The sequence below is a fragment of the Symploca atlantica LB2515 genome (genome assembly GCF_052546295.1).
Window position 1 is genome coordinate 3,712,390 of record NZ_JBQWMT010000001.1, and the last position, 24,363, is coordinate 3,736,752.

20 protein-coding genes are annotated in these 24,363 nt (G+C 45.0%); 11 read left to right on the forward strand and 9 right to left on the reverse strand.

All coding sequences use genetic code 11. The features are described 5' to 3' along the window. Positions 1-35: 35 nt before the first annotated feature. A complete protein-coding gene (locus tag ACT7WV_RS15415) occupies positions 36-1,412 on the reverse strand; it encodes a transporter (protein ID WP_445103724.1) in 1,377 nt (458 codons plus the stop codon). Positions 1,413-2,930: 1,518 nt separating this feature from the next. Here ACT7WV_RS15415 and ACT7WV_RS15420 point away from each other — a divergent pair. Beyond that, positions 2,931-3,353: a tellurite resistance TerB family protein gene (locus ACT7WV_RS15420; RefSeq protein ID WP_445103725.1), complete on the forward strand. Its 423-nt coding sequence runs from the start codon at positions 2,931-2,933 to the stop codon at positions 3,351-3,353. Positions 3,354-4,041: 688 nt separating this feature from the next. Continuing rightward, a complete protein-coding gene (locus tag ACT7WV_RS15425) occupies positions 4,042-5,286 on the forward strand; it encodes an S-layer homology domain-containing protein (protein ID WP_445103726.1) in 1,245 nt (414 codons plus the stop codon). Between the two features lie 71 nt (positions 5,287-5,357). On the opposite strand, the gene ACT7WV_RS15430 is transcribed toward ACT7WV_RS15425, so the two are convergent. Further along, positions 5,358-6,887, reverse strand: a complete 1,530-nt coding sequence (locus tag ACT7WV_RS15430; RefSeq protein ID WP_445103727.1) for a GAF domain-containing sensor histidine kinase — start codon at positions 6,885-6,887, stop codon at positions 5,358-5,360. A 390-nt stretch (positions 6,888-7,277) separates the two neighbouring features. Between ACT7WV_RS15430 and ACT7WV_RS15435 the strand changes: the two genes are divergently transcribed. Beyond that, a complete protein-coding gene (locus ACT7WV_RS15435; RefSeq protein WP_445103728.1) occupies positions 7,278-7,595 on the forward strand; it encodes a DUF3155 domain-containing protein in 318 nt (105 codons plus the stop codon). 147 nt (positions 7,596-7,742) lie between these two features. On the opposite strand, the gene ACT7WV_RS15440 is transcribed toward ACT7WV_RS15435, so the two are convergent. Together ACT7WV_RS15440 and ACT7WV_RS15445 are read right to left on the reverse strand one after the other, a co-directional pair. Then, positions 7,743-8,291, reverse strand: coding sequence for a cofactor assembly of complex C subunit B (locus ACT7WV_RS15440; protein ID WP_445103729.1), 549 nt, complete (start codon positions 8,289-8,291; stop codon positions 7,743-7,745). A gap of 311 nt (positions 8,292-8,602) precedes the next feature. After that, positions 8,603-8,956 carry a PadR family transcriptional regulator gene (locus tag ACT7WV_RS15445; RefSeq protein ID WP_445105663.1) on the reverse strand — a complete coding sequence of 118 codons (354 nt, stop codon included), beginning with the start codon at positions 8,954-8,956 and terminating at the stop codon, positions 8,603-8,605. Positions 8,957-9,680: 724 nt separating this feature from the next. On the opposite strand from ACT7WV_RS15445, the gene ACT7WV_RS15450 reads away from it, so the two are divergent. The 5 genes from ACT7WV_RS15450 to rpsN all read left to right on the forward strand — a co-directional run bounded on the left by ACT7WV_RS15450 (position 9,681) and on the right by rpsN (position 14,230). Continuing rightward, entirely contained in the window at positions 9,681-10,247 is a 567-nt protein-coding gene (locus ACT7WV_RS15450; RefSeq protein WP_445103730.1) for a DUF3611 family protein, read from the forward strand. A 307-nt stretch (positions 10,248-10,554) separates the two neighbouring features. Continuing rightward, on the forward strand, positions 10,555-11,841 hold the full coding sequence (gene serS, locus ACT7WV_RS15455) for a serine--tRNA ligase (RefSeq protein ID WP_445103731.1): 1,287 nt from the start codon (positions 10,555-10,557) through the stop codon (positions 11,839-11,841). A gap of 165 nt (positions 11,842-12,006) precedes the next feature. Then, positions 12,007-13,095, forward strand: a complete 1,089-nt coding sequence (gene rseP / locus ACT7WV_RS15460; protein WP_445103732.1) for an RIP metalloprotease RseP — start codon at positions 12,007-12,009, stop codon at positions 13,093-13,095. Between the two features lie 11 nt (positions 13,096-13,106). After that, positions 13,107-13,769 carry an endonuclease III gene (nth, locus tag ACT7WV_RS15465; RefSeq protein ID WP_445103733.1) on the forward strand — a complete coding sequence of 221 codons (663 nt, stop codon included), beginning with the start codon at positions 13,107-13,109 and terminating at the stop codon, positions 13,767-13,769. Between the two features lie 158 nt (positions 13,770-13,927). Then, positions 13,928-14,230: a 30S ribosomal protein S14 gene (rpsN, locus tag ACT7WV_RS15470; protein ID WP_445103734.1), complete on the forward strand. Its 303-nt coding sequence runs from the start codon at positions 13,928-13,930 to the stop codon at positions 14,228-14,230. 105 nt (positions 14,231-14,335) lie between these two features. Here the strand turns inward: rpsN and ACT7WV_RS15475 are convergent, their stop codons facing one another. Then, positions 14,336-14,665 carry a hypothetical protein gene (locus tag ACT7WV_RS15475; protein ID WP_445103735.1) on the reverse strand — a complete coding sequence of 110 codons (330 nt, stop codon included), beginning with the start codon at positions 14,663-14,665 and terminating at the stop codon, positions 14,336-14,338. Positions 14,666-14,839: 174 nt separating this feature from the next. On the opposite strand from ACT7WV_RS15475, the gene aat reads away from it, so the two are divergent. Beyond that, complete coding sequence (gene aat, locus ACT7WV_RS15480; RefSeq protein WP_445103736.1) at positions 14,840-15,415, forward strand: leucyl/phenylalanyl-tRNA--protein transferase; 576 nt, start codon at positions 14,840-14,842, stop codon at positions 15,413-15,415. Positions 15,416-15,419: 4 nt separating this feature from the next. Here the strand turns inward: aat and ACT7WV_RS15485 are convergent, their stop codons facing one another. From ACT7WV_RS15485 to ACT7WV_RS15500, 4 genes are all read right to left on the reverse strand, one after another. Continuing rightward, positions 15,420-16,379 carry a DUF928 domain-containing protein gene (locus ACT7WV_RS15485; RefSeq protein WP_445103737.1) on the reverse strand — a complete coding sequence of 320 codons (960 nt, stop codon included), beginning with the start codon at positions 16,377-16,379 and terminating at the stop codon, positions 15,420-15,422. Positions 16,380-16,381: 2 nt separating this feature from the next. Next, positions 16,382-18,814: a CHASE2 domain-containing protein gene (locus tag ACT7WV_RS15490; RefSeq protein ID WP_445103738.1), complete on the reverse strand. Its 2,433-nt coding sequence runs from the start codon at positions 18,812-18,814 to the stop codon at positions 16,382-16,384. Positions 18,815-19,198: 384 nt separating this feature from the next. Further along, the gene (locus ACT7WV_RS15495) at positions 19,199-20,194 is read right to left on the reverse strand and encodes a DUF1822 family protein (RefSeq protein ID WP_445103739.1); all 996 of its coding nucleotides are present in this window, start codon (positions 20,192-20,194) and stop codon (positions 19,199-19,201) included. A gap of 167 nt (positions 20,195-20,361) precedes the next feature. Then, the gene (locus ACT7WV_RS15500) at positions 20,362-21,006 is read right to left on the reverse strand and encodes a sigma-70 family RNA polymerase sigma factor (protein WP_445103740.1); all 645 of its coding nucleotides are present in this window, start codon (positions 21,004-21,006) and stop codon (positions 20,362-20,364) included. Between the two features lie 329 nt (positions 21,007-21,335). Between ACT7WV_RS15500 and ACT7WV_RS15505 the strand changes: the two genes are divergently transcribed. Together ACT7WV_RS15505 and ACT7WV_RS15510 are read left to right on the forward strand one after the other, a co-directional pair. Next, entirely contained in the window at positions 21,336-23,078 is a 1,743-nt protein-coding gene (locus tag ACT7WV_RS15505) for a S8 family peptidase (protein ID WP_445103741.1), read from the forward strand. Positions 23,079-23,181: 103 nt separating this feature from the next. Then, on the forward strand, positions 23,182-24,336 hold the full coding sequence (locus tag ACT7WV_RS15510; protein ID WP_445103742.1) for a glycosyltransferase family 4 protein: 1,155 nt from the start codon (positions 23,182-23,184) through the stop codon (positions 24,334-24,336). Positions 24,337-24,363 lie beyond the last annotated feature (27 nt).

The following is a 24,363-nucleotide window of genomic DNA, read 5'->3' on the forward strand; positions in this document are numbered from 1 at the left end:
TCAGGAATACCTGGAATGGGAAGAACAGCAACCGATTAAAAAACGGCTTGTAAACCCGCTGTCAACTGCCAATCTGTTTCCAGTTGAGGGCCCTCCAAAGAGCGATAGAGGGGCAATTCAAACTCTATAGCAAACCGACTGCCTCGAAGATTGCCGCTAGGGGCATAGAGATTTAAACCCAGACCCAAATCTAGTTGAGTACCACCCCGTCTATCGGGGTCAGCAGTAGGAATCATCATCGGATTGAGGCGATCATCAGCCCCATCGATATTCCCCCAAGTTCTACCTTTTAGCCGAATCGAAGTACTAAGCGAATCTGTCCAATTGCGAGCGATCCACCCTGTCAACTGTAGTTGATTTCCCAACCGATAATCATTACTGTTTTCTCCTAAGCGAAGCGTTCCTAGTGCCTGTGCCCCCCAGGAGCCTTGATCATTTTGACCCAAGTAGGTAACGCCAGGTAATAGGTCAAAAGTGCCGGACCCAATCTGCATCGGATAGGGCAGAATCTGGTTGTCACCGGCTGGTGTATCATCTCGCTCCTCAATCGAGCCAGTAGGAAAACTTAGCCCAAAGTTAAAGTGTATGCGCTGTCGATCTTGATCAAAAACTTTATAAAGAGCCGTGGTTTGGATGTCACCGAAACCATCGGAATTAGTAGTGAAGCGCACGCCCGCACGAGTACGATGATCCATCTCCTGGAAAATATAAGGCACCATTGCCATTAGGGTCAGCTCATCACTTGGTGCGTACATCGCCCCCAGCATATGCATCTGCATAGTCATCCGCACAGGGGTTACAGGAAATTGATCTAAGACTTCGCTATCGCTGAGGCTGTCGGTTCCGTCTCGATTACCGTCCATGTCCATAAACATGTAGCGGTAAGACAGCATAAACTCTCCCTTGCTGTGGGTGTGTTCTCCCATTACACTAATAGGAGCATGCCCATCAGGTCGAGCTGAAGTCCATTTACCTGGCTCACTAGCACCATTACCATCGGCAACCATGAAGTGATGATTGTCCAAATTATCAGTGGAGAACCAAGCCGCAGAAATAGTCTTTTCTGGTTGAACTTGGCGTTGGGTAAACGGTTGCAGTAATGACATTTCGTCAGTAACCACTGTAACTGGACTGTTTTCGAGATCAATATCCGAAGAGTGAGCAAGACTAGGAGTGTCAGTTTCTCTGATGTTGATTGCTGCATCGCTTGTGCTTGTTGTTTTCAGAGTACTTCCCAATTCAGGGTAAGTCAGCTCATCAATCAAGCTCTGGTCAAGTGCCTTAGCAGTAATTGGTTCTAACAATTCTGCCCGATGCTCGAGTATTAACCCATCGGCTGCGTTGTTTTTGGTAGATTGGGGCAAAGTTGTGGTCGATTCCTGTGCCACGTTAGCAGTGGCTGTTATAGGCAAAGTGAAAATAATTCCCAAAAGTACCAAACTGAATTGGCAGCAACTCAATTTCAATGTACAGACCTCTAGTTAACGGTAACGAAGACTACAAACAGGGGCAGTATTGACCAAAAGGCATTTACCTGTCAAAAGACAGGTCGTCAAAATTGACCGCAAAAATCGCTGGGGAGTGTTCTTTACTTAACCGTTAAAAGAAGAAAAACCGGGTGGAATAAAAATCACCTACGGCTATTCAAGAGACCACAGACCAGACTGGAAACCGTTGATCATGGACTTGATTTGTAGCGCCGATAGAGATGTAGAGTGATCGAGGAGAATCAGGGATAGAAATGAATTAGACCGGAAGCAATTTACCGAAATTATCAGGGGGCTGAATTTACAACTTAACTAGGACAGTATCATGGTCTTAGATAGTAACTTTTACAGCCAAGAAAACCTACAATCAAGCCAAAGAAAGCATCTCTTAGTTAAGTCGCGTCCCGCTAAGAGTAAAAGCTGCTAATCAGCTGATCCTGGATATAAGCTAAGAAGAGCTAAAGCCAAGCCATTGGACAGGATATGATGATAAAAAAGTTCAGAAAACTTATGGTGGAATTGAGCAAAGATGGCTGGTGGTTTAAAGCCAAAAATGCCGAGAATCTGACAGGAAAAATTTGACCGAAAATCTGCAAAAGGAAGTCCTTTAAGTGGACAAACAACTACGATAATTAAGCGGTCAAGCCTTTGCCTGTATTTCTGATCCGCCGACGGCGGATCAGAAGCTTCTCAAGAAGTCGAAGTATCATTATTTTACAAAAATTCACATAGAAGCTGTTGACAAAACTGCCGAGATTCCCAACTTAACTGAGCAGTGTAAATCATTATTAAAGTTTTTTCCAGCAGCTTGTCAACGCTATTATTTGATCTGTTAGTTTCTCTATCAGTTGGCTCCTTTCAACAGGTTAGGACTTGGTATTGAAGGGTCTCCAAGGCGGTTTTTAGTGGGCAATTTGCCTTGAAAAGGAGTCATTTTGACCCTGCATATCAGTATTTTTCCTTAAACCACCCAGATCTTCTTCTATTTATCGCTTTTTACTGGCTTCAATACCAGATTTATTGCTTCTCTAGCTGCCCCTTGTGACAGTTGGGGGCGGAATGTGGATTAAACAACTCTCAACCCAACAGTTGAAGAAGTAGGGCAATTCCTCGAAACTGACCGAGTATTAACCCTGTTTTGTCACTTAAGGAGATCAAGGGGATTAATCTACCGTTTTGGGAACGATAGTCATGGAGAAATTGTCGTCGAGTCTCTGGTAGCAGACTGTATCTCTACCCTAAGCAGCTCAGGCACTTTATCAATTGAAAACTGAGGATGGTGATTGCCTCAAGTGCCAGCAAAATTGATGAAAGCTTAGTAATAGCAATATTAAACCGAAAAAATACCGTTTAATTGGGTTAGTCCTTCCCAAACAGCACTAATTTAAAAATTTAGTGTGGTTATATTGTCCATCTTTGAGAGTTAGTTGAGATAAGAAAGCTATGTTTGCAAACTCTAGCGTCAAACAGTTAGTCAAAATCCTAATTGGTGCTGCCTGGATAGATGGCAAAATTCAGCCAGAGGAACGGGAATACCTCCATCGAGTTGCCGAGGAAAGTGATATTGCTGACGATCCAGAGATTAGAGCATTATTGAATGAAATCCGAGCAGTGAAAGCTGATGAGTGTTATCGCTGGGTACAAGAATATTTAGGGGATCGTCCTAGTCAAGAAGATTACCAACGCCTTTATGATGCTATCAGCGCCTTAATTTACAGTGATAGCGATGTTGACACAGAAGAAGCCAGGCTCTTAAATCGCTTGCAGCTTCTTGATCCTGCTAGTGGTTCCCAGCCGTTGGGTCCGAACGGCGTTCTCAAGGCTATTCAAAAAATCTACCGCCAGTGGGTTGACAAACAAGTCTAGTCGTTCAAATTACAAGGGAGTAAAGAGGAGTAAACTACCAAGTGCATTGGTTAGTTACTCTTCCTCTGTGCTTGGAGTACTTCCCGTTACCAAGAAAGTCGCGACTTTCTTAGCTAAGTCGGTCGTATTCCCCGAAACAGATCAAGAGTTGAGAAACCTGTCACCAGTCGTTAGATGCAACGCAAGGGTGGCAGGTTTTGTTGATTAAGAAGCAACTTATCTCATCAGGACTTCTTGCACAAAACTTAGCAAATACCACTAGCTCAGAAGTAAGATTAGCTATGCTCCCATTCTGTACTTATAGCAAATTGATATAGCTACTTAATTGGGCATGAGAGATAGATAATTTACGATTTTGCTATCAAGTTGGTCTCAGTAGATCTTCTACAAAATTTTCTCCCCTACTTTCCGGAATAAAGGAATATCTAAGCGCATTTAGTATGAGTTAACCCCAAGATACTCCTGTGACACTTTCCCATCTGACTGTGGGTAAATAGGCAACTAATCGACCGCCACTGGCGTCTTGTAAAATGAGCTTGTGTTCTGTTTACACAGCGGTAAACTGCCAAAATCAAGCATTTATTTGCTTAATGCCTTAAAGACAAGAATCTTATAGCCTACGGGAACATTTAAAGCCAGATTGTGTCTATTCGCTTAACAAGGTAACTTTTTTCGGAGAACACCTTTTATGTTTAACTTCTATCGTTTGCAATCAGGAACCGCTGCATTTTTAGCATTAGGAATAACGACTACTGCCATAGCGCCGCTTGTTGCCCCCGCTCCCAGTTTTGCCCAAACAACTAACTTTACTGACGTATCATCTAACTACTGGGCAAAAGATTTTATTGAAGAACTCTCGGACAAGGGAATTATCGCTGGATTTCCTGATGGCAGTTTCCGACCAAATGCTTCAGTAACTAGAGCGCAGTATGCAGCAATGCTGCGTAAAGCTAATCAATATTTCCAAAAATCAGTAGAACGTGGCGGTACTAATTTTGTTGATGTGCCATCAAGCTACTGGGCAAGTTCCGCGATTCAGGAAGCTTATAGAAGCGGATTCTTGGCTGGTTATCCCGGTAATGTCTTCAGACCAGAACAAAATATTCCTCGTGAGCAGGTTTTAGTTTCTCTAGCCAATGGACTGGATTACTCTACAGGTAATTCCACACCAACCGTTCTCAATTACTATAACGACGCCTCCAACATTTCTAGCTGGGCTCGTGCTCCAATTGCAGCAGCTACGGTAAATAGTGTCGTGGTCAACTATCCCACTCCTTCCTTGCTAAATCCGACTCGCAATGCAACTCGGGCTGAGGTAGCAGCATTTATCTACCAGGCGCTCGTTAAAGCCGGACAAGCACCAAATATCGCTTCTCAATACATCGTCAATCAGACGCCAGTAGCCTTAACGATTCCTGCTGGTGTTTCTATACCTGTTAAGTACGGAGATAGCGAAAGAATCCTACTCACCAAAGACGAGACTGTACCCTTGACACTGACAGTTGATGCTAACCTTACCACTTCTCAAGGTAAAGTGGTAATTCCTGCTGGCAGTCAAATTGAAGGCGAGCTGCGCTCCACAGAACAAGGTGCTAGATTTGTCGCCAAGACGCTGTTACTCAATGGTCGACGAATTCCCATCAATGGGTCTTCTAAGCTGATTACTACAACTGAAACAGTTCGTAAGGGTGGTAGTGTTGTCACGCTCTTAAAGAATGCGGCTTTAGGTACTGCGGCGGCGGCGGCGATCTCAGCTGTTACTGGTGATAGAGCGATCGCTACCGAGGAATTGTTGATTGGTGCTGGTTCTGGTGCAGCATTGAGCTTGATTCAACGCTTTCTGGGTCGCAACAGTGTTGAATTGATTTCCATTGAACCTGATACAGATTTAGATGTTACTCTCAGCTCTGATTTGGTGATTGACCCTAAGTAAAAAGTTTGTAGGTTGGAAGGTTATAAGGTTAGAAATATTAAACTACTAACTTGCTAACCTTCTATTGACAATCAAGGTCTAGCTGGTAACCAGACAATAAAAGTCGTTCCTTCTCTGGCTTTGTCTTGAGTATTAGTGGTTGCAGATTCCGAATTCTGGTGAATTGGTTTTGGTTTGGCGGGGCTAAAGACTTCAATTGCACCGTGCATTTGTTCAACTAGTTCTTTAGCGATCGCTAAACCTAATCCGCTACCAGGAATCTCTGTTGAGGCCTGGACACCCCGATAATGCCGTTCAAAAAGGTGGTTTAGGTCTTGAGGTGGAATACCTTCACCAGTATCGCTAATTAAGATTGCTAAGTAATCTGGATACCGTTCAGATGTTTTTGCTATGACAAGGTCTTGCCCTTGAGTGGTACTATCATCTTCTTTGGTAGAAGACTTAGAGCTAATGGTAATGGTTTTATCTTGAAGTGCTTTTTGACCAATACCAACTCTAACGTTAATTGTACCACCTGCTGGCGTGTATTTGAGAGCGTTGTCAATAATATTGCTGAGCGCTTCACGTAACATCTTGGCGTTGCCAATCACAGGAGGCAAGTCAGAGGGAATTTGAGAGCGCAACTCCAAATCTTGCTCTTGTGCAATCACCCTGGCAGAAATTAAAAGCGGCTCTAAAACTTCGGTTACCGAAAGCGATTCTAAGGAAATGACCTTATTGGCAAGAATCGGTAATTCTTCAATAGTCGTGGGTTGTTGGGAGTTGCAAGTTGGATAAGTCAGTTGATGGTTTTCCCTGGTTGGCAGAGGGTAGACTTTGGCCGTAATTGCTGCCGGAAGAGCAGGTGGAGCTATATCTTGTTGGTTATAGTCGATGCTAGCGCTGAACTGTTGCAGCAACTCTTGTAAGCGATCGCTCTCCCGCACAATACTAGCAGCAACTTCTTGGTTTTTGTCCCCTGGTTGTAGTCGTTTGAGAAGCAGCTTACCAAACGTCTTGATAGCTGTCATGGGGTTGCGAAATTGATGGAGTAGGTCATGAAGCAAATCCCGTTGTTTTTCTTGGTATAGTTCTTGCTGAGCCAGCTGTTGCTCAAACCAAGCTCTACGCTGATCTAAGATGTAGGCGATCGCTAAAGTCCGAGCTATTTTTTCAATTGTTGCTTTTTCTTGGTCATTCCAGGAGCGGTCTTCGCGACTGGTAACTAATAAACCAAGCACCACATCTTCATCAATCAGAGGCACTACAATTTGGCGCTGCCGCGACAATAAATTTTCCTGCCAGTTTGGTAAAGTTTTAACCTCTTCTTCTTCTTGGTTGTCATCCGATGGCTGAGGAAGAAGCAGGGGTATTGCTTTTGATAGGCGGGGAATTTTATCAATTTTGTCTACTTGCTCGGGTAAAGCTAGTTCAGCATGATCCTCCGGCCATACCGCAGTTGCTTCGGGATAAACCACCACAGGCATCAGCTTTGTCTGACCTCCTTTTACCAGTTCTTCTGTGAGATACACAACACACAAGGCAGCTCCCATACCTTGGGTTAATACAGTTACTTGGGACTGACATAGTGCAAAAAATTCTGAACTGGCTCGAATGTACATGAGGTTAGGATGACTTATCTCTGGCAGCACTCTTGAGAGAAACCAAATACTGGCTCCACTTCTATAATGTCGAACCAGTCGGAAAAATTACCATAAATACCTTTTTCAAATCTTCAAGGCAGCTAACTGCACTGCAAAAGTTCAGGAAGCAGGGTAAAATAGTTTAGCTGATGCCATATTTATTACCCATTGTTAATTATATTAACTTTTTGTGTAGCAACTTTCTTATTTATACTTGCCTTACATGAGTCAAACGCTTTCCCTGATGTAGTTCTAGGATTTGCATACGCCCATTGAGTCGATTTGATATTTTGAACTCAAGCAGATATAATTCTGCACGGCTTTTGTAACTAGCATTACAACTGTCAGCACAAATAGGAGGTAAAGAGCTTGGCAAGAAGACGCAAGCGCAAAAGTCGCCGTCGTCAAGAAGGGCGTAAGATTCTAGAGCATGTGCCTCAGTATAATCTCGAAAGCGGCGAAGATAAACCAGTTACGGCAGCGCGAAAGTATATTCAATCGGCAAACATACATCCGCCTGCTCTACTACTAGTAAAGCGCAATGAACACACTACAGACCGTTACTTCTGGGCAGAGAAAGGGCTTTTTGGAGCCCAATATGTTGAAGAAAATCATTTTCTATTTCCTAGTCTGCGAATACTTGATTCCCCTGTAGAAACAGCTAAAGTTGCAGCTCATATCGGTTAATACATCGCTGATAAAAGCTGGTTGTAGGGGGCATCGTTTAGCCCTACTCACACCATTGTGTTTGAGTAGGGCTAATCTTTAGCTTCACTATCTTTGCTGTCAGGAGAAGCCTCTATTGTTTTAGGGACTTTTCCCCTATAGACCTGTTTAGAGGGTGAAAGACTCTGGGCAGGGTTCAAGGCGGAGAGCTTGTTTTAGTTGTGTTAGTTCATCTCGGTGAGCAGTGACAGTCAGAAGACTTTGTTGATTATCTGCTTGGGTGGGCGTGTTTTCAACTTTGAGGAAAACCTGCTCAAGACGCCCCGCTTTTTTCCAGTAAAAAATTCCAGCGGCAGGTGCCAGTAAAACTAATCCTAGAAAAACACTAGTTAACGTTGGGTAAAGCAAAGAAAGAACCAGCGATAAACAGAAGAAGCCACAAGCCGCCAGTAGGGTTAGAAAAATTGCCAGGAACCAGCTAGGTCGCACAAAGCCTTGGAATGTTACTTGATGGGTAGCAGCATCGACTGCAGCCACCCGGTAGGCTCTCTGATCAAAATATTGCTGTAGTCGCATTAGAAGTGATTCTTCTGGTTCTTGAGCCAAAAGAGTTACTTGCTGCGTTCGATCCTTCACGGAGGCTCGGATGAAGAAAAATAAACCTACTGCCAACAAAAGAGTCAGAAGGAATATCGAGGGGAGAGTAGCTGTATTCACGGATTTTTATCAAAGACATGCAGATGATTGCTACTAATTTACAATTTGATAGCCATTGGCTGCCTAAAAAAAGTTGCTCTTTAGCCAGGAGTTAACTATTTCACCTGAGTTTTCGGTGAAATTTTGAGGTCGGACTACCAACTAACCGCTTCTGAGGCTCATCCACGGTCAGCTGTGAATCTGGACAAAAAGTCTAGATTTATCCGGAAATATTTAGTTTTTTTAGCAGTTACATGTCTTGACAACCCTGTTCTGTGGCACAAACCCTTCCCGTTATAGAGCCTTGGCAAGCAATAGGCTACTAGAAATTACTAGATAGCTTGGCGCTCTTGGGTCATATAGTCTCGCCATAAACTGGCAAGTTCAGTCGCTTGCTTACGCCACTCTGGGCGAATTTGATACATTCTGCGGGGACGTCCTCGTCCTTCGACTTTTTTCCAATATCCTGAAATCGCCTTTGCCTCTTCGAGAAACTTCAGTGCACTGTAAAGGACAGTGTCAGAGAGTCGATACGTTGGGTAATCCCTTTCCAGTTGTTGGATTAATAGGGTTCCATAGGATTCCCCTTGCAATAGGACAGACAGAACATAACATACCGCTAATTCTTTATTGAGATAGTTAGGAGGAGGGTCTTGAAAAAACTGATAAATATCCTCAAATTTCATCTGCATAGCTCGCTGAATATCCCAGCCAACCGGATTTGAATGGGAGAGTTTTCCTGAAACTAACGACGGCTTCAATACCCCTGAAAACTCAAACGCACCTGCTGATGTCTATCAAAAACGAGCGACCGTTGGTGGTCAATCGTCCTCAAACTTTATAGCTGAAAAGCCTTGAGGAGTGCGTTATTTGATCGCCTGTTCGGTGACCTCTGATGCAACGCTCCTGAATAATCAAGATCAATTCTAGCGAAGTCACTTAATGGCAAGTACAACAGCAACTACATTGTCTTCAAAGAGAAGCTAGACCGTAGATGCACCCATTACCCGTTGCTCTCAAGCTGCCCTCGGCAATACAGGAGATAGAGAAAATCTCTCTGTTGCTAAGATAGCCGACGATCACAATTGCAGAGCTACCAACTGGTTTTTGTCTGCTTAACTAGTATTCAGGAGTACTACTACAAAATCGGGATACAATCGGTGAGTAGTGGGGAAATTTTTACTTAAAAGCTGATGTTCAGCGCGCTACAGCTACCAGACAACCGTAGTTTTCTGAATCTCAATTAGGGCAAATTAAAACTTTTTGGAATGCACTGAATACTTCACATTTCTTTTTCTGGTCAAAGTAGTTGGTCGCCGTTTTAAGTACACTAGCCAGAGTTCTCCCTCACTCGAAAAGATGAAAGAGAATGAAATGGAGATAGGTTATTAATCACAAATTCCAAGTCCGATGCGAGAACAGCTTGACATTTCTTCACTTCCCCCAGCACTTCAGCGAGTTGCCCTGACGCTTCGCACCTTCGGCTGGGTTACCTTCTGGAGCCAGTCAGTACTAGCCTTTGTTTCGGCGGTAATTTTGCTGGTATTTGCCGCTTTTGGCAGCAATCGTACTGCTAAAGACAGTGTCCAGGGAATTGGATTAGGCATCTTTTTTGCTATTTGTGGGCTAGTAACGCTAGGCGTAGGAATTTATTTAGCCTTCCGTTACACCCGCATTTCCAGACAGTTGGTAATTCCTGGCGCACCGTCGCGACCAAGTAAAGCCGATACCCTGCAAGTGATCAGGCTGGGGTTGATTGTCAATTTAGTAGGTATGTTATTTACTATTTTGGGTGCCCAAGCGGTAATTGGCATCATCATAGGCACATCTTTGTCTCAGCAAGGAGTTATTTTCGATGCTGCTCAGAGAGTGCAGCCGTTAGACCTATTGGTTGTGCAGGCTAACATCAACAGCATCACAGCTCATTTTGTGGGAATTGCTGCCTCGATTTGGCTGTTTAATCGAGTGAATCGATAAATATCTCATGGGTATAACAAAACTAAACTTCCACTCCCAGGTCAAACTAGAACTGACAAAACTGACTTCCACAAAAAAACTCTGCTCTAGCTAATTGCACTACGAGAAGGAAATATGGCAGATTGAGTTAATTGATTAAATTGATTGCGCTCTCAGTAATATTGTGAGCGATTAGCACTAATGACTAATTGCCTCTAGACTTAATGTCTAAAATTAATGTCTAATGAGAAACTCAGCCACCTACCTTGGTCACCGTGACCAAGATTGCTAGTGTCGTAAGCTATCTCGCCAAGTTTAAGGAAAATCCGTGCTTGACATAAAGCAAATCCGAGACAACCCAGAAGGGATTCAAGAGCTACTAGACCGGCGTGGTTCCGGTAAATATGACCTACAGCCCATTTTGTCCCTCAACCAGCGTCAGAGGGAACTAGAGACTTTGCGTACTCAGTTACAGGCTCGTAGTAACGAAATTGGTAAACTCGTTGGCCAGAAAATTAAAGCTGGCATTAATGCTCAGGAATCAGAAATTCAAGAACTTCGGGAAGAAGGCAATCAACTCAAAGCGACTCTAAGTCAACTCGAACCCCAGGAAAAAGACCTGAGAGTGCAACTAGAAGCACTCTTGCTCTCACTACCAAATTTGCCTAGTGCTGTAACGCCTCTTGGGAAAAGTGAGCTGGAGAATGTGGAAGTCAATCGCTGGGGTGATGAATATCTGCCTCAAGCTAGCGTCGAAATTCTGCCCCATTGGGAAATTGGCGAAAAGCTAGGTATTCTCAACTTCGAGCGGGCAGTTAAAGTTGCTCAAAGCCGATTTGTTACCTTAATTGGTGCTGGTGCTGCCTTGGAAAGAGCACTGATTAGTTTCATGCTCGACCGACAAATTGCCGCCGGCTATTTGGAAATAATGCCGCCAGTGTTGATCAATAGTCAGTCCTTGACGGCTACAAGTCAACTACCAAAGTTTGCCGAGGAAAGCTTCAAGTGCGACGCCGATGATTTGTGGCTCTCCCCTACTGCCGAAGTCCCTTTAACAAATCTTTACCGAGAGGAAATTCTGCAAGCCTCTCAGCTACCGATTTATCACTGTGCTTATACGCCCTGCTTTCGTCGCGAAGCGGGTAGCTACGGGCGAGATACTAGGGGGCTGATTCGCTTGCACCAGTTCAATAAGGTTGAACTAGTAAAAATAGTTCATCCGAATAACTCCGAGGCAGAGCATCAGCAATTGGTTAAAGATGCCCAGGCAATCTTAGAAGCTTTGAAATTACCCTACCGTACTTTAGAACTTTGTACAGGGGATTTAGGTTTTGCCGCAGCTAAGTGCTACGATTTGGAAGTTTGGCTGCCCTCTTCTGGGGCTTACCGTGAAATTTCTAGTTGCTCAAATTGCACCGACTTCCAAGCGCGACGTGGTAGCATCCGCTTCAAAGAGACTGGCAAAAAAGGTACTCAGTTTGTTCATACTCTCAATGGCTCTGGATTAGCTGTGGGCAGGACAATGGCGGCAATTCTAGAGAATTATCAGCAACCAGATGGCACCATCCGAGTACCGGAGGTTTTGCAGCCTTATCTGGGAAGGGAAGTTTTGTGAGATTTAAAGGTTATTGGCACAGTATTCCCAGATAAGGTTAGGTTAAAGGTGACAATTTTACTCTTGGGAGTTTCCTAGTGTGACTCCTTGGAGATAGGCAGGTGTCGGACATCACACCTTACAATGAGAACATCTGAGTATCCTTAACATTAAATATCTCTATCTATGTCAATTTTGGCGGCGATCGCAGTTCTAGCGGTTTTGATTGTAGTGCATGAGCTGGGTCATTTCATGGCAGCTCGGCTCCAAGGAATCTACGCAAATCGCTTTTCTCTTGGCTTTGGTCCAGTAATCTGGAAATATCAGGGACCAGAAACAGAGTATGCTGTGCGAGCCTTTCCCTTAGGGGGATTTGTTGGTTTTCCTGATGATGACCCTGATAGTGATATTCCTCCCGAAGACCCCAATTTGCTACGTAATCGACCAATTTTAGACCGGGCGATTGTTATTAGTGCTGGTGTCATTGCCAACTTAGTTTTTGCTTACTTCCTACTAGTGGCTCAGGTGGGAACGGTAGGTATCCCAGGCTTTAACCAACCAGGTGTTCTCATTCCTCAAGTTGTTGCAGAAAGCAGTGCAGTAGCATCTGAGGCAGGTATTAAACCAAAAGATGTCATCCTCTCGGTGAACGGTCAAGAGCTGGGGAAAGGTTTGAAAGCAACTGATTCCTTGAAAAAAGCCATTCAGAATTCTGCCAATAAGCCGATAGAACTGGAGGTCAAACGAGACGGGCAACCGCTGTTGATTAAATTAACCCCTGAGCCAGGAGCAGATCAAAAAGGCAAAATTGGCGTGCAGCTCGCTCCTAACGGAGAATTAGTCCGTGAGCGTGCCGATAGTTTTGTCCAAATATTGGGCGTCGCCGCAGAAGAATATCAGCGTATTGCCCTCTTGACAGTTCAGGGTTTCGGGCAACTAATCAGTAACTTCGGCGAGACAGCTGGTCAAGTAGCTGGCCCTGTAAAAATTGTCGAAATTGGTGCAGATATTGCCCGTTCGGATGCAGCAAGTCTTTTTCAGTTTGCGGCCCTAATCAGCATCAACTTGGCAATTATTAATATTTTGCCTCTACCAGCCCTTGATGGAGGTCAGTTGGCATTTTTGGTAATTGAAGGTGTTCGAGGTAAGCCTTTGCCCACGGAAATCCAGCAAAACATTATGCAAACAGGACTAGTCCTGTTGCTGGGTTTAGGGATTTTCTTAATTGTGCGAGATACAGCCAATCTAGTTTGGGTGCAAAACCTTTTGCAGTAAACTGGCACATCATGAGTACTACCAGTAAGCAGTCTGCCCAAAAGCAGCAAGCGCTAGAGATTTTAGTTCGCCTCAAGCGACTTTATCCAGAAGCCCCCTGCACACTGAACTACGAAACGCCTGTACAGTTACTTGTGGCAACTATCCTCTCGGCTCAATGTACCGACCAACGGGTAAATAAGGTAACGCCGGAGTTGTTTCGTCGATTCCCTGATGCGGCAGCTCTTGCCAGCGCTGAACTGGAAGTTTTGGAAGAACTGGTGCGTTCTACTGGTTTCTATCGCAACAAAGCGAAGAACATTCAAGCTGCCTGCCGAATGATTATGACTGAGTTCGGAGGTAAAGTACCGAAACGCATGGAAAATTTGCTGAAATTGCCAGGAGTAGCTCGCAAAACGGCAAATGTAGTACTTGCCCATGCCTATGGCATCAATGCTGGGGTTACTGTTGATACCCACGTCAAGCGATTGAGTCAGCGTCTAGGTCTGACAGAAAATACGGATCCGATCCGCATTGAGAGAGATCTGATGCCACTTTTACCCTTACCAGAGTGGGAAAACTTTTCCATTCGGCTTATTTACCATGGTAGGGAGATTTGCAAGGCACGCAAGCCAGAGTGTTTTGCCTGTAACTTGGCTGAGATCTGCCCTAGTGCTGATTTGTTTCTCAACTAATACCAGAGCAGTGAAGGAAGAGGAAGCAGCAGGTGAGATCACTTCTAAAATTATTGATAATATAAAAGGCTGTATGTTGATCTCAATTCCCGATCAAATCCCCCGATTTATCGGCAGGAGTTTCGGTTAGAGTTTATTTAGGAAAACTTAGTGGATTCATGGCAAAAAAATCAATGATTGAGCGCGAGAAAAGGCGCAAAAAGCTAGTGGAGAAGTACGCTGAGAAACGAGCCGCTCTTAAAGAAGAGTTTGAAAACGCTCCATCTCAATTTGAAAAACTAGAGGTTCATCGCAAACTGCAACAGTTGCCACGCAACAGTGCTCCCACCCGTGTGCGTAACCGTTGTTGGGTTACAGGTCGGCCTCGTGGCTACTACCGTGACTTTGGACTATCTCGCAACGTACTCAGAGAGTGGGCGCACCAGGGACTGCTGCCAGGGGTTGTAAAATCTAGCTGGTAACTCAGAGGAGAGCAGGTTGCAGGTGGCAAAGAAAGCAACTTGTTCTAGGCTTCTGATCAGTCTGTGCTTGAGAGGAAGAGAAAAGAAAACAACCTCCTCCTTACCCTATTGTCCACAGCAACGGTCAATACCAAGACTTTGCAAGAGTAGGTCGCTGACAGCATTAGCGATCGCAAACTCACTGTAAAAACTCTCTCGAAAATCGAAAGACTGCATCTCGCAAACAATCGCCACTACTAACGCTCCCACGTCATTCTCCCCTTCCATCCGCTGGCGGACGAAGATTTGAGATGCTCTGTTAGCAATCTGCTGATTAGCTGGCTCTGGGAGAAACTCTTGATCAAGCCATCTGACAAGAGCTTCTCGCAACCACTCACCTTCCTGCTGAGGATTCTGGGCAGGTGGGAGCGTAATTGGTGGAATCGGTTTAGGCATGGGGCAAGAGAATGTGACAGCAGTCTTGAGATCATTTTAAATGTGAGAGAGCTTGTCTGGGAGTTGACTAGGTAGCAATTAAGACTCAATTTGCTAATTAAGCAAGCGTATCAGTAACGAAAGTCTACTTGTCTTCATACATTAAGATACAAGAACAACTCCGAAGTTTTATTGATGGAGTTTGACATTCCTGTAATTATCCAGGGGTATGCTCAAGGCTACTTCCTGATGGCAGATGAAAGCGGCAATTTAGGTTGGTATTCTAGCCGTAAGCGGGCTCTCATCCCTCTAGATGAGCGCTTTCGTTATCCAAAATCCCTAAGTCGGGTACTGAATCAGGAGCGTTTCAGTACCGACATTAACCGTGATTTCCGAGGTGTTGTAACTGGTTGTGCTAACCGAGAAACTACCTGGATTTCCCCTAAACTGCAAAAGATTTACTGGGAGCTTTATCAAGCCGGTTTTGCCTATAGCTTTGAAACTTGGCAGGGTAACCAGTTAGCCGGAGGAATTTTAGGGATTGTTATCGGCGGAGCGTTCATTGGTGAATCAATGTTTTACCACATCCCCGAAGGCTCAAAAGTGGCAATGGTCAAGCTAGTTGAGCGGTTGCGATCTGAGGGATTCGTACTATTCGATGCCCAGATGGCAAACCCCCACTTGGATCGCTTTGGCGCTTACACAATTGATGAGCAGCAGTACCAAGTATTGCTACAACAGGCACTGCGGCAAAGATGTTCTCTTGATTAAGGGGTCACTTTGCCGGGTCAGAACACTGAATAATTGGCTCCTGTGCGATCGCTGCCAAGTCAACATCCTGCAACAACTTAGTCCACTTGGCTAGTAGCTGAGAATCTTCTGGATTTTGACAACGTAGCTCAGCTAAAGAAGTCAGAGCATCGTACCAAATACCATTCTCAGCATAGATATCGGGCTTCTGCAGAGCCGTTGCTTGCTCTAGCTTACTTGCCACTGCCGACTGTAGTGCCACCCGCTGCACTACGCCGTCAACGGCAATGGGCAGATTGCGGTTTAAATAAAGTTTGAACTCCCAATGATACATTTTGCCTACTTCTAGTGGTTCTACTGTAGGTGGCAGCTCAATACCGATTACACCGGAAAAGTCTCCAGATCTCATAAAAGAGGTTTTGTAGACTTGATTACCCTGCTTATCTTCGAGTACAAACTCAAAACTCCTCGTGGGTGTGAGTGGCTCAGGAACATAGAACCAGAAAATGGGACGCTCAGCGGCTGTTAAGCCAAATACTGATTCCCTTTGACCCTCATCTGAAGTGTCTTTAACAACAGGCACCAAGGCAGTAAGTAACTTGTATTGACCACGGCTTGCCGAGCCCTGGCGTTGACCAGTTCCCCAGGAGTCTAGTTGTAATTTTGGTGGTTTAAAGTAGCTGCCGGCTGCTGGTCTTTGTTGAGATGGTGAGCCGCTATCAGGAGGAGGTGGTGGGTTCTGAGCTAATAACGGGAAAGGAAAAGGATAGTTACCAGTCTTTGCCAAGAGACTGCTTCCACTCAACAAAACAGAGGCTTCCCGACCGCGAAGCTGGTGAGGTGTCACCATTGATACTCCCGCCACAGCAGATTGCACCGGGAGTTGGAGGTCACTTCTCGGTAGAGGTTCGAGATAACATATCCCTAGCAGTGCTAGAAGAATTCCGAAGGTTTTTTGTAATTGGGGTGACTTGAGGTAATTCATGACTAAAAGAAAAATTTAGATTTCTGTCGTTGGCTCTGAAACGCGATGTAGGTGACTACGCTACTACCTGTAAATAGCAAAACCAGCACAGCAGGAACTAGTGGGATCCAACCACCTTGTGTTATGAGACCAGCACAAAAACCGTATAAGCTCCCTAGCGCAACCACTACCAACCCTGTGCGTTGCCATGACTGAAAACGCCAAAAAATTATTCCTCCTGTCATTGACCAACCCCAGATCCATAGCGCTTCACCCCACTCTGGCCAAACCCACAATAGCGGTCGTTCGTCCAATACAGCGCTGATTATTTGGCTGACCATCTGGGCGTGAATCACTACCCCTGGCATTTTATGGTAAAACTCGTCACCTTTAATACTTTTACTGTTGGGTGTAAAAAAATAATCTTTACCTCTGATCGCAGTAACTCCAACCACGACAATTCGGTCTTTGACTGCGTTAGGATTAAGCTTACCTTCAAGGACTTCACTGAGAGTGACTTGTGGGGCAAAATTTTCTGGAGAACGCCCAGAGCGATAATTAAGCATTATTTGGTAACCTGCGGCATCAATATTTTGATAGCCGCCCGTATTTGCTGACAAGCGTTCAAAAATTGTCTTACCTAGCTGCAATTCTCCCTTAGAGGTGAATTTGGGCAAAATCCCCTCTGCCGCCAAGTAGCGGAAGGCCAACTGACTACTAAGGGCGTAGGAGGCAGTACAAGGAGAGACAGGAGGTGGAGTCATCGCCAAGAGATGGCGACGGATCACACTATCTGGATCCGGGACAACATCAGCAAAGCCCAAGTTTTCCTTGGGGACTTCTGGAGGAGATGAGACGCCAGGATCATCATTATTGGGATTGCTAACTTTACACACGGCAATAAGGCGATCGCTAGTTTGCAAAAGCTTTGCCAACTCCGGATATTCTGCAGCTACGGGGAAATCACGGAAGACATCTAAGCCAATTGCCCGTGGTTGATATGACTCCAAAAGCTGCAAAAGTTTTGCCAGTGATGCATCTGAGAGCGATGCCCCACGTCTTGACTCTTTATCTTGAGCCTGAATATCGGCTTCGGTGATTTTGACCACTAAAAGACGGGAATCATTCGCCTCGGCTTTCCTAGTGCGCATTAGATGGTCAAAAGCCTGTAACTCTAGGGATTGAAGCATACCCAACTGCCGCACTGCCATGAGCAAAAAGGTAGCAACCAAACTCAGACAAAACACTCCTAACAGACCACGTTTACCCCTGAGGATTTGAGGCTTTCTTGGCTCAATCTCTATCGGGGAATCAAAGATAGGAACCTCAGTTGTGTTACTTCTGTGTTTACCACCCAAATCATGCCAAGTTGGCGGAGCAATAGCGGGGTTCTGGCAAATCATCGGTAACCAAGTAGCACAAGGAAATTGATCTTCCAAGCCTTGCAATTTTTCTCTGGCTTCCCGCACTGCCAAGTAGAAAGACTCACCACTAGCAAAAGCTTCTAAGAAATACTTCAAAAATTCCTGCGAAACTCGATCAGGTACTGGTTCCCGCATCACAATGATTTGCGGGATGTTTAAATCTGCTAAATTCCTTGCCAATCCTAGACCATCACAAGAGTTAAAAATGGCAATTTTCAGACCACGTTCAACTGCTTTTTTTAAGGCATACTTTAACTGGTCAATGGTCAAGCTATCCGTTTGATTGATATAAATTCGACCAGTTTCACCATTGTGATGACTAGAACTATGCCCAGCAAAAAATAGGATATCCCAACCTTGCCGCCAAAGTTCTTCTGTGAGTTCTTGACGCTGCGGTTCTACAAGAAAGCTAATTTGGGCGTCGGGTAAGTGTTCTAGTAATAACCGATCTGCCTGGGTATCAATACCAGTGCTATTGCCCAAGATAGCTAAGATTTTTACCTTGGTTTTAGTCTGTGTTGTTGGTTCCACCCGTTCGTAAATAGGCGCACTTAAAGCAATTTCCGCCTTGGGATAGCGATCGCAGATATCCCAGAGATGCCAGGGTAGTCGCCGCAATAAAATATTCTCAGTTTGAATGATGATGCGCACTTCATCAGACGGCATCAATTGCTCTAGTAATTTCTCTCTGAGGGGATAAAACGACTCAGTACGCAGCCAAGCGTTGAGGCGAACGCTTAATGCTTGAGCACCTGTAGAGCAATTCTCAACTTTAGAAACGTTAGTGACAAACCCCGCCTTGGCTTCTAGTCTGTAGCGCATTCCTAAGCCACGATAAGCGTTAGCCCATTTACTGTAGTGTTGGGGAATATCTGGGGCGGGTGGTAGCTTGCCTGTAATTTCCAGCGAAGGGTGGTGTTTCTCGTCTCCAATCTGTAAGGTTGCAGGAAATCCCTGCTCAAAGCTACCATCCCCTAGCTTGAGGACTACTAGTTTACCCACAAAAACGGCTCCAGATGAAGTTAACGGCATTGCACTTCCGAAGAGATGATTTGGTGGATCAATCCTCTACTGGCAATGTTATTTCCCCTATCCAGGGGATTATGCAATTGATAGTGGAGGGTTTCCTTGTTATACACCAGGGTGAAAGCAAGAATGTTCACCACTAAGGGATTCAGGAGGTAATCTGGGCTGGAGGGCTGTTAGTGTGAACTTGAGAATACTCAGATGATGTTAGCTCTGTCCTATTTTACCTGCCAAGGTTCTAGCAAGAGGAATTGAATACATCGCTCGATAGCATTAGCGTCTATGTACTCCAGGAGCTTTGCTAGAAAATGAGAAAATGACAACCTCAACTAGATTACCCACACCGGCGAGAGAAGAAACACAAAAGCCTTGGTGTTGACTCAATACTTGTTAAACCGCAAAATCTTCTGTAATGCTGGCATCACCGAGAGCAACTTCGACGCTGAATTGTTCTCCGACTAGACCACTAAACTGCAATTGAATGTAATTATCAGCGCTTCTTGCTTGAGTTTCCAGGAAAATTAATCCAGATTCATCAAGGACAGTAAGTTTAAGTAGCGAAGGCAAGTATACTTGATTGCCAGTAGGGTGTACTTGTATTATAATCTCTCTTTTTTGTTCCGATTCTGGTCTTAATTCCACAATCAGAGCGACAGGATGACCGGCAAGCAGCATACCTAAGTCTACTAATTTGGCGCGTCTGACAAGAGTCGCTTCTTGCTGATCTTCTTCAATTTCTACCGAACTGACAGGGCTTCTGAAGCTAAAAGCTAGCTCTGGTTCTCCTGAATTAAGCAAAGTTTCTACTGTTTGCCAGCCTGTTTCAAAAACATCAGTCAGCCACTGACTCAGGTTGACTTTTGTCCTCTGAGACACAGCAGGAGTCTCCTCTGCCACAGGTTCAATCAGTTGATGGTAGTGAGCAATCAAATCTTCAACGGGTTGCAATTGGTTAACAGAAAGCTCCTCTGTGGCTACGCTGGGAACAAATCCCCAAACTGTTGCCTCGAAAGCAGATTCATCTATCTCTACCACTAAATAGCCAATTCGATCTGACCAAACTTCTGGCGGTATATGACAAGTTGATTGATCCCCTGTATAGGGACGACATTCTAAACGACCTACTCCTGGCAGTTCCAGATCAGCGACATCGGCAAACATGCGCATCACTGGGTTCCAACTATCCCCCCCTGATAGATTTGTGGGAATGCCCATCATTTGTAAGTAGTCATTTACTACACATACCGCTAGGGTATTTACGCGAACTTGCTCCACTTTTTCCGGTGTAGGCTGTTCACTAGCAAAGCGCTGTGCTCTGGTGTTTGCCATCTGGGTAATTGGCAAGGTGAGGGCAAATTCTGGGAGTTGGTTGCTGTAGGAGGTCATAGATTTATTCTCGCTTGTTGTTGATTGGTGAATCCCCTGGCTGATCTATGGCAATTACCTAAGGCACCAGCTACGCTGATTGCGTTGAGAACATCCCACTTCAACCGCTAGAGGGCTTCTTTTAGAGCTTTTGCCTAAGGAGTAGAGCGTAACCTGAAGAACCTATACTATAGATATCCCTCCGACTCACCAAATTTACGCAAGCGAGGCAAACATTGGCGCTGATAAAAACTGCTCAATGTCGAAATTGGTAAATTAAACTCTTTTTCCAGATCTTTCCAGCTAGTTTCTGGAGGTAAGCGCCGCTCGATTAAAACTTGGCAATTTACCTCTGGATGATTACTGATGTGAGTACGACGCAATTCACCACCTGGGTCGGTTTTAAGCCATTTTAAGACTTCTTCTAGCAGGGGAGGTATGTCAGGGTTAGCAGGGAGATTGTCAATAGGGTCAAGGATTTCTTGAGAGGAATTACTTGTGGGAATCTTTTTTGTGAGTCTCCTAGCTTGCTTTTTTTGGTTGTCTATGTAGAAATCTTGCAGTCGCCGCTTCAGGTAGAAATTTAGCCAGGTGATAACCGTGCTGCGGTTAGAGTCATAGGCTTGGCCTGTTTTTGCTTCGCAGAGATTCTGACAGAAATAGATCCATGTCTGTTGCAAAGCGTCTTGATAGTAGGGCGCATTTTCTTTCCAAAGCTTACGGTTGACTAACCGAATAATCTTGGTTAAGTTTTTTTGACGCTCGACACTTCCTACTGGATGACTACAAGCTAGGTCTACCAATTGATACAGTTGTTGATTCAATTCATTCATAGAGCGATCGCTCCTTCAGCGGAAATAATGCTAATTGGACACCCTATAACTATCAATTGTCCTCAAACTTACCCAAGATGTTGGGAGTTTACCATCCTGAGCGATTGCTCTCGACAGATAGTAAGTATCCCAAAAACTGCTGCCCGCTGTCAGGTATTTCCTGGGTAGCGTCTCCAGTGAACAGGGGGGCAAGCATAGACCCACACTCCACAATTTTTTCGCTAATGTTTCATATAAGCCATAAATGAGAATCTGCTCCTGAGAAGCTGGAGGTTAATCATCCGGACTTTAAGTGCATCTCAATCCTTATTTTGCCTCTAAGCACAGCAATGTTTAGTACTCCGAAATTTTCAGAAATCGGCTCTTTACCAACTCAACCGCCAGGATGGCTACCGTTATTAGACCAGTCGGAACTAGGCTACTGTCTAAAGCAACCCCAGAGTGATCCTGGTGGTACTGGTGACATCACTACTGACGAGCTTTGCCATCCTGTATTGGAGTCCCTCGAAGCAACTGCCCCTACCATAAATTGGCAGGATGACTATTTATTAACAGGTGTGCTTGCTTCTGGGGAGGCAGCGAGCCAGCTAAACTCATCTGAGAGTGATATTAATCAGCAATTACTGGAAGCAAGGCTTGGGGAGCCTCTAGACTTTGACAATAGTGGGAGTTTGGGTGAGACTTACCAGCTAAACTTTCCGGCTCCAATAGACACAGATTACTCGGCTATTAATGGGAAAGCTGCTACGGCTGGTCAACCTCTGAACAAAAACCAGAGCGTAGCTGGCACCTTAGTTAATGGCGACCCCAATAACTATCTGCGTTCTGGTAGTTTCTATGATGACTATTACTTGAGTGATCTGGCGGTCGGTGAGCAGGTACAGGTTAATGTCGATTCATCGGAGTTTGACACCTATCTGCAACTGCTGGATGCTAATACGGGTCAGCTCTTAGAAGCTGATGACGACGGGGGTTTCATTTATAATTCCCAACTTGCCTTCGCGGTAGAAGAGGGCGTTAATTACCTGGTGCGGGTGACTTCTTTTGATCGGAACGCGACTGGCCAGTACAGTGTAACTAACCAAATTCTGCCCATCAATCCCAATTTTAATAGCATTTCCGGCTATGGTTTGGTGAATGCAGCGACAGCAGTAGCGACGGCAATTGGAGAACCGACATTTGCCGAGATTCCTGATGGGGGAGGTCTCGACTGGCACAACGATCAGGTGAAGGCTCCTGAAGCCTGGGCTAGAGGCTTTACTGGTCAAGGAGTCACAGTTGCCGTGATTGATACGGGGGTGGATATTACTCACACAGACTTGGTAAATAATATCTGGGTGAACCCTGGCGAAGTTCCCGGCAACGGCATTGATGATGATGCCAATGGTTATGTGGATGATCTCAACGGCTGGAACTTTGCTGAAAGCGAAAATAACAACAATGTTATGCCCGGTAACTATAGCCCTGACCAAGGTCATGGCACCCACGTGGCTGGTACTATTGCGGCAATGAACAATGGTTTCGGCATAACTGGCGTAGCTTATGATGCCAAAATTATGGCCATTAGGATGGGAGAGGTTACTGACGGTTTCTTTGTCAATAGTGGCAATTTAGCTAGTGCAATTCGTTACGCTGTTGACAACGGTGCTAAGGTAATTAACCTGAGTTTGGGATGGGATGATTCGGTCGAGCTACGAGATGCTCTTGCCTATGCCGCGGCTAATAACGTGATTACTGTAAGCGCTGCTGGCAATAGTGGTGGCTCAAACCCTGGTAAACCAGCAAACTATTCTACTCAATACGGTTTATCCGTTGGCGCTGTCGATGACAATGACCATATTGCTAATTTTTCTAATCGGGCTGGTTTAAACAGCAGCATGCGTTATGTAGTGGCACCGGGAGTTAGTGTGTATTCGACAACACCCGGTAACACTTATGAATATCGGGGTGGAACGTCTATGTCAAATCCCCATGTGGCTGGCGTTGTGGCTTTGATGTTGAGTGCTAATCCCAATTTGACCCATGACCAAGTAAGGGATGTTTTGACTAGTTCTGCGACAAAGTTGGCCTGAGGATGGGTTGTTAATTGGAACTATTTCTGTAAGATTATTGAACTCAGATCTGTCTTCAAGGTTAGGTGTTAGGAGTCAATGAGTAAGCTTTAAGCCGGAAAACATGCCAATTAACAGCAGATCCGATGAATTGAGGAAAATATTAATCATCAGTGGCATTTTTCCACCTGATATTGGGGGCCCGGCTACCTATGTACCACAAATATCGACCGGATTGGTGGCACTGGGTCACTCCGCGACAGTGGTGACGCTCAGCGATCGCCTAGAGCATGATGATCAAATATATCCTTTCCGGATAGTGCGCTTGCCAAGACAGATATTCAAAGCACGGCGCTGGCTGCGCACTGTTATGTTGATTATGCAGCTAGGTCGAGATGCTGATGTTTTGTTTGTTAATGGGCTGACAATGGAGGCGGCATTAGCTAATTTGTGGTTACGCAAGCCGATGGTACAAAAAGTAGTAGGAGACTTGAGTTGGGAGCGAGCGACTCATCTGGGTTGGATCAAGGATAATTTTGAGGATTTCCAAAAGCAACGCTATGGGATTAGGATAGAGGCCCTCAAGTGGTTGCGTTCTTGGTGGACTCGGCAGGCGGATCAGGTTATTGTTCCTAGTCAGTACCTGGCTCAATGGGTTCAAGGATGGGGAGTTCCCCAGGAGAAGTTAGTGGTCATCTACAATGCCTTGGAACTGCCCAAAAGTATACTCCCTGCTCAAGTGCCTTTAAAGACAAGGGTTAAATTAGTGAGCGTGGGTAGGTTAGTTCCTTGGAAGCATGTAGATCGTTTGCTCGCAGTGTTAAGCCGATGGGATGATGTTGGTTTGGTGGTAGTTGGCGATGGTTCTGAGCGATCGCATTTGGAGGGAATAACACAAGAGCTCAATCTTGCTGAGCGAGTTTATTTTGCTGGACAACTGAGCCAGGAGGAAACATTAGCTTTAATGGCAGCTTGTGACATTTTTGTGCTCAACTCTAGTTATGAAGGTTTACCTCATGTTGTTTTAGAGGCAATAAGTTTGGGGTTACCTGTAGTAGCCACAGCAGTGGGAGGGACGCCGGAGGTAGTGCTTGATGGCGAGAATGGGTTATTAATTGCTCCGTTGGATGATCAGGCACTTTATGAAGCTCTTTTAAAGTTACTCACATCTGCTTCAGAACGTCAGCGCCTTACTGAGGGCGCTCGGTATTCCTGCGAACAGTTTAGTTTTGGACAGATGTTGGCAGAAAGTGCCAAATTATTGGCAGATTACAAGTAATAAGCTATTCAACGGCTCGCTCAAAGG

What these genes read in the sequence shown, in the direction of transcription:
- ACT7WV_RS15420 (WP_445103725.1), top strand. Translation starts at nt 2,931, where the DNA reads ATGTTTGCAAACTCTAGCGTCAAACAGTTAGTCAAAATCCTAATTGGT.
- ACT7WV_RS15425 (WP_445103726.1), top strand. Translation starts at nt 4,042, where the DNA reads ATGTTTAACTTCTATCGTTTGCAATCAGGAACCGCTGCATTTTTAGCA.
- ACT7WV_RS15430 (WP_445103727.1), bottom strand. Translation starts at nt 6,887, where the DNA reads ATGTACATTCGAGCCAGTTCAGAATTTTTTGCACTATGTCAGTCCCAA.
- ACT7WV_RS15445 (WP_445105663.1), bottom strand. Translation starts at nt 8,956, where the DNA reads ATGAAATTTGAGGATATTTATCAGTTTTTTCAAGACCCTCCTCCTAAC.
- ACT7WV_RS15450 (WP_445103730.1), top strand. Translation starts at nt 9,681, where the DNA reads ATGCGAGAACAGCTTGACATTTCTTCACTTCCCCCAGCACTTCAGCGA.
- rseP (WP_445103732.1), top strand. Translation starts at nt 12,007, where the DNA reads ATGTCAATTTTGGCGGCGATCGCAGTTCTAGCGGTTTTGATTGTAGTG.
- nth (WP_445103733.1), top strand. Translation starts at nt 13,107, where the DNA reads ATGAGTACTACCAGTAAGCAGTCTGCCCAAAAGCAGCAAGCGCTAGAG.
- rpsN (WP_445103734.1), top strand. Translation starts at nt 13,928, where the DNA reads ATGGCAAAAAAATCAATGATTGAGCGCGAGAAAAGGCGCAAAAAGCTA.
- ACT7WV_RS15475 (WP_445103735.1), bottom strand. Translation starts at nt 14,665, where the DNA reads ATGCCTAAACCGATTCCACCAATTACGCTCCCACCTGCCCAGAATCCT.
- aat (WP_445103736.1), top strand. Translation starts at nt 14,840, where the DNA reads ATGGAGTTTGACATTCCTGTAATTATCCAGGGGTATGCTCAAGGCTAC.
- ACT7WV_RS15485 (WP_445103737.1), bottom strand. Translation starts at nt 16,379, where the DNA reads ATGAATTACCTCAAGTCACCCCAATTACAAAAAACCTTCGGAATTCTT.
- ACT7WV_RS15490 (WP_445103738.1), bottom strand. Translation starts at nt 18,814, where the DNA reads ATGCCGTTAACTTCATCTGGAGCCGTTTTTGTGGGTAAACTAGTAGTC.
- ACT7WV_RS15495 (WP_445103739.1), bottom strand. Translation starts at nt 20,194, where the DNA reads ATGACCTCCTACAGCAACCAACTCCCAGAATTTGCCCTCACCTTGCCA.
- ACT7WV_RS15500 (WP_445103740.1), bottom strand. Translation starts at nt 21,006, where the DNA reads ATGAATGAATTGAATCAACAACTGTATCAATTGGTAGACCTAGCTTGT.
- ACT7WV_RS15505 (WP_445103741.1), top strand. Translation starts at nt 21,336, where the DNA reads ATGTTTAGTACTCCGAAATTTTCAGAAATCGGCTCTTTACCAACTCAA.
- ACT7WV_RS15510 (WP_445103742.1), top strand. Translation starts at nt 23,182, where the DNA reads ATGCCAATTAACAGCAGATCCGATGAATTGAGGAAAATATTAATCATC.